Below are 9,098 nucleotides of genomic sequence, written 5' to 3'. Positions count from 1 at the left end.
CCTCCAGCATCAACGTGTACGCCCCGGTGCCGGTCCGCCGCACCACGACGTCTCCGTCGCCGGAGTGGGCGCTGTAGCCGCCGGTGATGCGGTATTCGGTCGTGGTCGGGGCGTGCGCCCAGACCGTGGCGGTCACCGTGGGGTTGGGGTCCGGCAGCGGGTCCGCCACGGCGGGCACCGGCCGGGCCAGCGCCGCCCCGGCGAGCAGTACCGCCAGCGCCACGGCGCCCCGTAGCGTCCCGCCCCGCCGGGTCCGGGGCACACGTCCGTCTGTCTGCATGACGCAGCCTCCCTGGGCCTCGGCGGAGGTGTCCGCGTCACGAGTGTGGCAACGCCGGTCAATGCCCGTGCCGGTGCGGCGGCGCTGCCTGCCCGACCCACCGCACCCGGGAGTGTCACGCACGGTGCGGTGCCAGTGCCTGTGCGGTGCCCCCGCGGTGTCGGCGCGGGTGCCGGGACCGGCGCGTCGGTGCCCCGTCGGCCCGTCGCCCGTTGAGTAGGGTGGCCGCAGCCTGCCGAGGAGTGCGAGATGAACATGACCGATGCCCTCGTTCGGGAGCCGCTGGCCGGTGGCCGGACGGCGGAGGTGGACCGGCCCCTGCTGACCTACCTCGACGACGCGACCGGCGAGCGGGTCGACCTGACCGCGACGGAGCTGGGCGGCTGGGCGGCGCGGGCCGCCGGGTTGCTGCGCGACGGCTGCGGGCTCGGTGTCGGCGACCGGGCGGCGGTGATGCTCCCGGCGCACTGGCAGACCGCCGCCGTGCTGCTGGGCGCCTGGTCGGCCGGGGTGGCGGTGTCGTTCCGCCCCCGGGCGACCGCCGGCCTGCCGTCGCTCGAACCGGGCGCCGACCGGCCGTACGACGCGCTCTTCGTCAGCGCGCAGCGGCTGGACGACTGGCTGGAGGACGTGCCCGAGGCGCGGCACCGCTACGTGCTCTCCCTCGGCGCCGCGCCGCGTGGGGAGCGGCCCCTGGGCTACCTGGACTGGCTCACCGAGGTCGGCCGGCACACCGACGCGCTGCCCGCGTCCGCCCCGCTGACCAGCACCGACGCGGCCAGCCCCGACGGCACGAGCTACCGCGAGTGGGGCAGCGTCGCGCTGGCCGTGGCGGAACGGCTCGACCTGCGGGCCGGCGACCGCCTGCTGGTCGACGTCGCCGAGCACGAGCAACCCGTCTACTGGCTGCTGGCGCCACTGGCCGTCGGCGCGTCGGTGGTGCTCTGCGCCAACCTGGACCCGGCCCGGCTCGACGCCCGGATCGCCGCCGAGCAGATCACCTGGGTGCTGTAGATGGCCGGGATCTACACCGAGGCGAGCATGTCGCTGGACGGCTACATCGCCGGCCCGGGCGAGAGCGGCTTCGACCACCTCTTCCAGTGGTACGGCAACGGCGACGTCGCCACCGCAACCGCCAAGCCGGAGATGACGTTCCGCACCTCGCAGGCGAGCGCCGGGCACCTGCGGCACACCCTGGACGACACCGGCGCCCTGGTCGTCGGCCGACGGCTGTTCGACCTCGTGGACGCCTGGGACGGCCGGCACCCCATGGACAAGCCCGTCGTGGTCGTCACCCACCACGTGCCGGACGGCTGGCCCCGGCCGGGCGCGCCGTTCACCTTCGTGACCGAGGGCGTCGAGGCCGCCGTCGCGCAGGCCAGGGAGCTGGCCGGCGACCGCTGGGTGGCGGTGAACGGGGGCAGCATCGCCCGCCAGTGCCTGGCGGCCGGGCTGCTCGACGAGATCCGGGTCAACCTGGTGCCGGTCCTGCTCGGCGACGGCGTGCCGTTCTTCGACCACGTCCGCGACGTCCCCGTCGAGCTGTCGAACCCGACGGTCGTCGAGGGCGACCGGGTCACCCACCTCTACTACCGGGTCCGCCGACAGTAGCCGTCCGAAAGGACGAAGCGAGCCTCGCCGGTACGCCCCGAACAGGCACGGCGCGGCCCGCGGAACGCCCCGCGCGCCTTCGATCAGCGTTCCCCGGCCCCCTGGCGTTACAGGGAAAACAGGCCCTTTCCGCAGGTCTGTTGCATGCGGGATCGACGTGGTCTCATACCGGGGAGACGACGTCATCGACCTGGTCATGACAACCCCGCGTCGACTTCGCACCGCCTCCATTCCCTGAAAGGTGCACCGATGCACAGGAGACCGATCTTCCGACTCGCAGTCCTCACCGCCACCGCCGCGACGCTCCTGGCGTCCGGCGGCGCCTACGGCGCGGTGTCGGCGGCGCCCTTGCCCGTCTCCCCGGGCGCGGCCGAGTGCGAGCCGGACGCCCACGGGCACGGCGCGGCCCGGCTCGCCGAGGGCGCCACGGCCAAGGAGCCGGAGCTGTACTCCAAGAACGAGGCGAAGGCCTACGGCGTCATCAAGGACGCCCCGCGCCTGGCCAACGGCAGCGTCACCGTGCCGACGGTCTTCCACATGATCTCCGACCACCCGCTCAGCGCGGCCGAGACGACCCGGTGGAACACCCTGATCGCGGCGCAGGTGAAGGTGCTCAACGACTCGTTCGCGGGCCGTACCGCCGCCAACGCCTCCGACACGCCGTTCCGGTTCGACCTCGTCGACACGACGTGGACGGTGAACAGCAACTGGTACACCGTCGTGCCGGGCAAGAACGAGCGCGACATGAAGAAGGCGCTGTACACCGGCGACTCCGAGACCCTCAACGTGTACGCGGCCAACATTGGCGGCGGCCTGCTCGGCTGGGCGTACTTCCCGAAGGGCTACAACAACGGCCGCGACTACATCGACGGCGTGGTCATGCTCGACGAGTCGATGCCGGGCGGCACGGCCGGCAAGTACGCCCTCGGCGACACGCTGACGCACGAGGTCGGGCACTGGCTGATGCTGGAGCACACCTTCGCGCACGGCTGCTCCGCCGCCGGCGACTTCGTCGCGGACACCCCGCGCGAGGCGGCGCCGCAGTTCAACTGCCCGGTGGGCGCGGACACCTGCACCGCACCCGGGCTGGACCCGATCCACAACTTCATGGACTACACGCAGGACTCCTGCATGAACATGTTCACGCCGGGTCAGGCGGACCGGATGAGCGACGCCTGGGTCGCCTTCCGGGCCGGCGGCGCCGGCTGATAGATCGGCCCCGGAGGGGTCGACGGGCTGCTGCTGGCGGCCCGTCGGCCCCTCCGTCGTGTCCGTGGCGGCGCGGATCAGGGCACCAGCACCACTCCGCCTCGTACGCCGCCCTGGGCCCGCCTGTCGTGCGCCGCCGCCGCGTCCGCGAAGGAGTACACACCGTCGACCCGCAGCGGGATGTCGCCGCTCTCCACCAGCTTCACCAGCTCGCCCAGCCGGGTGCCGTCCGGCTCCACCTCCAGGGCGAGCGTCCGGATCCCCCGCACCGGCTCCGGGCGCAGCGGGGGTGACGCGGCCACGTAGCCGCCGCCGTCCCTGACCAGGTCCAACAGCGACGGGCCGATCAGTGCCAGGTCGACGACCGCGTCGAAGCTGCCCGCCGCCACCGCGAGCGGGCCGTCCGAGCGCGGGACGAACGCCGCGCCCTGCGACTCGACGAACTCGCGGTCGCCGGGGGCCGCGACTCCCGTGGCGTGCAGGCCGGCGACCCGCGCGAGTGCGAGGGCGAACCCGCCGACCTGCCCCGCGGCGCCGGTGACGAGCACGGATGAGCCCGCCGGGAGCGAAAGCAGGTCGAGGGCCTGGGCGGCGGCGAGACCGTTGGTCGGCAGGGTCGCGGCCTCGATGGCGGGAACACCGGCCGGCGCGGCGGTCAGCGACGCGGCATCGAGCGCCACGTACTCCGCGTGGGCGCCGACCGTGGTGCGCAGCCAGTGCGAGAAACCGACGACCTCGTCACCCACGGCGAGGTTTCCGACGGACGTACTCACGGCGTCGACGGTGCCCGCCACGTCCCAGCCGGGCACGTACGGCAGCCCGCTCGGCAGCGGTGCCGGGAACCGACCGTCGCGGATCATGAGGTCGACCGGGTGTACGGCGGACGCGGCGACCCGTACCCGCACCTGCCCCGGCCCGGGCACCGGCACCGGCACGTCCGCCGCGACGTGCAGGACCTCCGGACCTCCGAACTGTGCATAGCTGACTGCGCGCATCGTCATGCCTCCACTCGATGTCATGTTCGCCAATACCGTAGGTATCGTTGGGAACCGCGAGTAAGTAGGTACCTGTTAGTGCCTAGGGCGCCGGAGGGGTGGCAACATGGCGACGACGACCGCCGGACAACGACGGGAGCAGGCCAGGCGCGACTACAACGCGTTTCTGGCGGGCTGCCCGACCCGGGAGCTGCTGAGCACCCTCGCCGACAAGTGGGCGGCGCTGGTCATCTCGGCGCTCGCCAGTGGCCCGCAGCGGCACAGCGAACTTGCCCGCCGCATCGCCGGCGTCAGCCAGAAGATGCTCACCCAGACCCTGCGCAAGCTGGAACGCGACGGTCTGCTCACCCGTACCGTGACCGCGTCGGTGCCGGTCCGCGTCGATTACGCGCTCACCCCGCTCGGCCACGACCTGTTCCCGGTGATGGTCGCGATCAAGACGTGGGCGGAGACGCACATGGACCGCGTTTTCCAGGCCCGCGCCCAGTTCGACGCAACCCTTGACCCGCCGCCGACGTCGTGACGGCGGCGCCGTCAGACGCCCGGCCGGACCCGCCTCGTGCAGGGCGAGAGGTGATCGGTGGGCAGCGCACACCGCGCGCCGCCGGGCAGTGGCCGGTCACAGAAGACCCAGTGTCGTACCCCCTGCTGGTCCTCAGCCGAGACGGTGACCCCACGCCGGGCTCGACGCGGGCGCTGAGCTGAGCCAGCACGCGGGCGGCGGTCCGGGCGAGGATCCGGGCCCGGAGCAGATCGGGCGCCGTGACCGGCAGGTGGATCACCCAGCGGTCGGTCACCGGTCCAGCCGACGGATCAGGTTGCGCACGGGTGACCGCCCTTCGTCGGTTCGTGCCTTCGGTGGTCCGTGTCGAAGTGGAGGGGCGGCCTCCGCCGGTTGCGGGCGACGGAGGCCGCCCCGCCCTGCCGCCGCAGCCTCGATCGGCGGTCCGGCAACCGTCCCTCATGGATATGACCCGACAGTGCGCAACATGCTCTTGAGATGCCGCAACCAATTCACTAGGTTCGATTGATAGGCGCGATCAGGGACCGTCGGATCCGGGAGAGTGATCCCATCGCACACATCGAACTAGGGGTGGACGAGGCCGAGTTCCCGGGCATCCGTGGGCCGCTGAGCTTCCGGCCGGAGACCGGCCAACCGTTGCTCGAGCTGGTCGAGGTGCTGCTGCGGGGGCCGCACCCGCTCACGCCCGGGGAACGGGAGCTGATAGCCGCGTACGTCTCCGGCCGCAACGAGTGCACCTACTGCTGCTCGGCGCACTCGGCGTACGCGGCGGCGCAACTCGACGAGGGCATGACCCTGGTCGACCAGGTGCGCGCCGACCTGGACAGCGCACCGGTCTCCGCGAAACTGCGCGCCCTGCTGCGCATCGCCGGGGCCGTCCAGGTCAGTGGACGCGAGGTCACCCCCGAGCTGGTCGAGGCCGCCCGCGCCGAGGGCGCCACCGACCTGGAGATCCACGACACGGTGCTGATCGCGGCGGCCTTCTGCATGTTCAACCGGTACGTCGACGGCCTCGGCACCCGACCGGCGGCCGACCCCGGGTGGTACGCGAAGGCGTCCGAGCGCATCGTCCACGCCGGCTACCGCCGGGTCCTCTGACGCCGAGCCGACCGGCGTCACCGCACCGAACCCGCCTGCCCACGAGCAGAATCCGGAGCATCAGGCCGCTAACCGAATGGGGGCGTGACGTCATGGCACACATCGACCTGGGCGTGGACGAGAACGAGTTTCCCGGGGTCCGTGGCCCGTTGAAGTACCGGCCGGTGACCGGCAAGCCGATGCTGGAACTGGCCGAGACCCTGCTGCGCGGGCCGCTCAGCCTGCCGACGGCCGACCGCGAGCTGATCGCTGCGTACGTCTCCGGCCTGAACGAGTGCACCTACTGCTGCTCGGCGCACTCGGCGTTCGCCGGTGCCCTGCTCGACGGGGGCATAACCCTGGTCGACCAGGTACGGGCCGACCTCGACAACGCCCCGGTCAGTGCCAAACTGCGTGCCCTGCTGCACGTCGCGGGGGCCGTGCAGCGCAGTGGACGCAGCGTCACCTCCGAACTGGTCGGGGCGGCCCGCGCCGAGGGCGCCACCGACGAGGAGATCCACGACACCGTGCTGATCGCGGCGGCCTTCTGCATGGTCAACCGGTACGTCGACGGCCTCGACACGTTCGCCCCGAGCGACCCGAAGTACTACGGCGAGACGGCCCGGCGGGTCATCAGCGCCGGCTACCGCAACACGGTCTGAGCCTGGGTTTCAACCCGTACGCCGCTTGGGACGGCGACCGGGCATCTCGCGGTCAGTTGATTGGATCATGCACACTGCGACCGGTGGGCATCGGCTGTGTGGACCGTCCACAAGCTTCGAAAGCTCAACTGGGAGGGCCAATGCGTCTGCGCGCCTGCGCGGTGCTGGCTGTCGGTGTCCTGACGGTGGGTGTGGCCGGATGCGGAAGCGGTCCCGCCGCGCCTGCGGCACTTCCCGATCCGTGCGAATTGATCACCGGCGAGGTGCTGGATCGGCTCGCCCCCGGCTCGAAGCGGGAGCCCCGAGAGCAGTTGGGCGACGGCAGCGGTAGTAAGAGCTGCGACGTCGACCTCACTGCCGGCACCGGTTCCCTGCGCGGCGACCTGGAGGTGACGGTCGCGGTCGACGGCAACGAGTCGTACGACGGCGGCTGGCAGGCCCGACAGTGCGCCGAGATCGGGGCCAAGCCGACGTCCACCGGGCCCGGTGACGCCTCGTGTCTGGTGACTTCTCCCTGGGTGAACGGTGAGGCACGCATCGATGGCCGCGCCTGGGTCGACGGCGACTACGAGGTACGCGTGACCTACCAACTGGTCGAACCCCGGAACTTTCCTCCAGGCGCGGAGCAGGACCTGCGCAACCTCCTCGCGGCCGCGGTCGATTCCCTGCCCGTCGGGTGACCGGTCGGTGGCGGCGCACTCGGTGTCGATACGGCTGAGTCGTCTACGACATCAGCTCTACAGCGAGCGCGAGGGACATCGGGAACGCCCCGAGGTCAGTCGACCGTGGGCAGCTTCGGGCCGAGGACGTCGTCGGCGTCGACGATCGTGTACGCGTACCCCTGCTCGGCCAGGAAGCGCTGCCGGTGGGCCGCGTACTCGGTGTCGATCGTGTCGCGGGAGACGACCGTGTAGAAGTGCGCCTGGCGACCGTCGGCCTTCGGCCGTAGGACCCGGCCGAGCCGCTGCGCCTCCTCCTGCCGGGAGCCGAACGTGCCCGACACCTGGATCGCCACGGCCGCCTCTGGCAGGTCGATGGAGAAGTTGCCGACCTTCGAGATGACCAGGGTCCGCACCTCGCCGGAGCGGAACGCGTCGAAGAGCCGCTCGCGTTCCTTGTTGGTGGTGGAGCCCTGCACGATCGGCGCGTCCAGGTACTCCCCGAGTTGGTGGAGCTGGTCGATGTAGCCGCCGATGACGAGCACCTGGTCGTCCGGGTGCCGGTCGACCAGCGCCTTCACCACGGGCAGCTTCGTGCGGGCGGTGGCCGCCATCCGGTAGCGCTCCTCGGCCTCCGCCGTCGCGTACGACATGCGCTCCGCGTCGGTGAGCGTCACGCGTACCTCGGTGCACTCGGCCGGGGCGATCCAGCCCTGCTGCTCGATGTCCTTCCACGGCGCGTCGTACCGCTTCGGGCCGATCAGGCTGAACACGTCGCCCTCGCGGCCGTCCTCGCGTACCAGCGTCGCCGTGAGGCCCAGCCGGCGGCGGGCCTGGAGGTCCGCGGTGAAGCGGAAGATCGGCGCGGGCAGCAGGTGCACCTCGTCGTAGACGACCAGGCCCCAGTCGCGGGCCCCGAACAGGTCCAGGTGGGTGAACGTGCCCTTCTTGCGCGAGGTGAGCACCTGGTACGTGGCGATGGTGACCGGGCGGATCTCCTTGCGCTCGCCCGAGTACTCGCCGATCTCCTCCTCGGTCAGCGACGTGCGCGCGATCAGCTCGCGCTTCCACTGCCGGCCCGCCACCGTGTTCGTGACGAGGATCAGGGTGGTCGCCTTCGCCTCGGCCATCGCCGCCGCCCCGACCAGCGTCTTGCCGGCGCCGCACGGCAGCACCACGACGCCCGACCCGCCGGCCCAGAACGCCTCCACGGCCTCCCGCTGGTACGACCGCAGCGTCCACGGCTTGCGGCCGTCCTTGCCGGCCTCGGCCAGCTCGATCGGGTGCGCCTCGCCGTCGACGTAGCCGGCGAGGTCCTCGGCCGGCCAGCCCAGCTTGAGCAGCGCCTGCTTGAGCCGGCCCCGCTCGGACGGGTGCACCGCGATCGTGTCGTCGTCGAGCTTCGCGCCGAGCATCCCGGCGAGCTTCTTGCTCTTCGCGACCTCGATCAGCACCAGCCGGTCCAGCGCCCGCAGGACGAGGCCGTGCGCCGGGTCGTTGGCGAGCTGGAGGCGGCCGTACCGGTCCATCGTCTCGGCCACGTCGACCAGCAGCCCGTGCGGCACCGGGTAGCGGGAGTACTTGATCAGGGAGTCCACCACGCCCTCGGCGTCGTGGCCGGCGGCGCGCGCGTTCCACAGCCCGAGCGGGGTCAGCCGGTAGGTGTGCACGTGCTCCGGGGAGCGCTCCAGCTCGGCGAAGGGCGCGATGGCCATCCGGCACGCCTGCGCATCCGGGTGGTCGATCTCCAGCAGCAGGGTCTTGTCCGACTGCACGATCAGGGGTCCACCGCTCACGCCAGTGCCTCTCCTCCACCTCGGGTCGCCGGCTGTCCGGGAGGCGACTGACCCGCCCAGGCCGACCCACCAGTGTTGCACGCAGCCGGGTGACCGCAGAAAAATCTGGTCACCTGGAGCAACCGGAGCGGTACTCGCAACGTCTAGCAAAGGGAACACCTGTCAGGGAGGCAGCATGAAGCATGTCCGGATCAGCAGCCGGCTGGTCGCCCTGGCAGTGGTCACGCTGGTCGGTGCCGGTGCGTGCACGTTCGATCCGCAGGCCGGTGGCGGTGGGGGCGGGGGA

General features: G+C 71.8%; 10 protein-coding genes and 1 pseudogene. 7 read left to right on the top strand and 4 right to left on the bottom strand.

The features are described 5' to 3' along the window. Positions 1 to 280: hypothetical protein (locus F6X68_RS26735; RefSeq protein WP_225852444.1), on the bottom strand; the 280-nt coding region annotated here is incomplete at its 3' end. Positions 281 to 529: 249 nt separating this feature from the next. On the opposite strand from F6X68_RS26735, the gene F6X68_RS26730 reads away from it, so the two are divergent. The 3 genes from F6X68_RS26730 to F6X68_RS26720 all read left to right on the top strand — a co-directional run bounded on the left by F6X68_RS26730 (position 530) and on the right by F6X68_RS26720 (position 3,100). Further along, on the top strand, positions 530 to 1,294 hold the full coding sequence (locus F6X68_RS26730; protein WP_370518992.1) for a TIGR03089 family protein: 765 nt from the start codon (positions 530 to 532) through the stop codon (positions 1,292 to 1,294). After that, positions 1,295 to 1,891 (top strand): dihydrofolate reductase family protein, encoded by a 597-nt coding sequence (locus tag F6X68_RS26725; protein ID WP_151456863.1) that lies wholly within the window; start codon positions 1,295 to 1,297, stop codon positions 1,889 to 1,891. A gap of 249 nt (positions 1,892 to 2,140) precedes the next feature. Continuing rightward, positions 2,141 to 3,100, top strand: coding sequence for a zinc metalloprotease (locus F6X68_RS26720; RefSeq protein ID WP_151456862.1), 960 nt, complete (start codon positions 2,141 to 2,143; stop codon positions 3,098 to 3,100). Positions 3,101 to 3,177: 77 nt separating this feature from the next. Here F6X68_RS26720 and F6X68_RS26715 read toward each other — a convergent pair whose 3' ends face one another. Further along, entirely contained in the window at positions 3,178 to 4,101 is a 924-nt protein-coding gene (locus F6X68_RS26715) for an NADP-dependent oxidoreductase (protein WP_225852443.1), read from the bottom strand. Between the two features lie 100 nt (positions 4,102 to 4,201). Between F6X68_RS26715 and F6X68_RS26710 the strand changes: the two genes are divergently transcribed. Then, positions 4,202 to 4,618, top strand: coding sequence for a helix-turn-helix domain-containing protein (locus F6X68_RS26710; RefSeq protein WP_151456861.1), 417 nt, complete (start codon positions 4,202 to 4,204; stop codon positions 4,616 to 4,618). Between the two features lie 11 nt (positions 4,619 to 4,629). Here the strand turns inward: F6X68_RS26710 and F6X68_RS26705 are convergent. Then, positions 4,630 to 4,892, bottom strand: a pseudogene (locus F6X68_RS26705) (hypothetical protein). 275 nt (positions 4,893 to 5,167) lie between these two features. On the opposite strand from F6X68_RS26705, the gene F6X68_RS26700 reads away from it, so the two are divergent. From F6X68_RS26700 to F6X68_RS26690, 3 genes are all read left to right on the top strand, one after another. Then, a complete protein-coding gene (locus F6X68_RS26700; protein WP_151456864.1) occupies positions 5,168 to 5,716 on the top strand; it encodes a carboxymuconolactone decarboxylase family protein in 549 nt (182 codons plus the stop codon). 92 nt (positions 5,717 to 5,808) lie between these two features. Next, the gene (locus F6X68_RS26695; RefSeq protein WP_151456860.1) at positions 5,809 to 6,357 is read left to right on the top strand and encodes a carboxymuconolactone decarboxylase family protein; all 549 of its coding nucleotides are present in this window, start codon (positions 5,809 to 5,811) and stop codon (positions 6,355 to 6,357) included. 263 nt (positions 6,358 to 6,620) lie between these two features. Next, positions 6,621 to 7,037, top strand: a complete 417-nt coding sequence (locus F6X68_RS26690) for a hypothetical protein (protein ID WP_192581550.1) — start codon at positions 6,621 to 6,623, stop codon at positions 7,035 to 7,037. 95 nt (positions 7,038 to 7,132) lie between these two features. On the opposite strand, the gene F6X68_RS26685 is transcribed toward F6X68_RS26690, so the two are convergent. After that, positions 7,133 to 8,812, bottom strand: coding sequence for a DNA repair helicase XPB (locus F6X68_RS26685; protein WP_151456858.1), 1,680 nt, complete (start codon positions 8,810 to 8,812; stop codon positions 7,133 to 7,135). Between the last annotated feature and the right edge of the window lie 286 nt (positions 8,813 to 9,098).

Source organism: Micromonospora sp. AMSO12t, from assembly GCF_008806585.1.
GTDB lineage: Bacteria > Actinomycetota > Actinomycetes > Mycobacteriales > Micromonosporaceae > Micromonospora > Micromonospora reichwaldensis.
The sequence above is the reverse complement of the archived record's forward strand: the minus strand, read 5'-3'. Positions and strand labels throughout refer to the sequence as shown.

Coding starts and splice junctions, on each gene's coding strand:
- F6X68_RS26730 (WP_370518992.1), top strand. CDS start 530: ATGAACATGACCGATGCCCTCGTTCGGGAGCCGCTGGCCGGTGGCCGG.
- F6X68_RS26725 (WP_151456863.1), top strand. CDS start 1,295: ATGGCCGGGATCTACACCGAGGCGAGCATGTCGCTGGACGGCTACATC.
- F6X68_RS26720 (WP_151456862.1), top strand. CDS start 2,141: ATGCACAGGAGACCGATCTTCCGACTCGCAGTCCTCACCGCCACCGCC.
- F6X68_RS26715 (WP_225852443.1), bottom strand. CDS start 4,101: ATGACGATGCGCGCAGTCAGCTATGCACAGTTCGGAGGTCCGGAGGTC.
- F6X68_RS26710 (WP_151456861.1), top strand. CDS start 4,202: ATGGCGACGACGACCGCCGGACAACGACGGGAGCAGGCCAGGCGCGAC.
- F6X68_RS26695 (WP_151456860.1), top strand. CDS start 5,809: ATGGCACACATCGACCTGGGCGTGGACGAGAACGAGTTTCCCGGGGTC.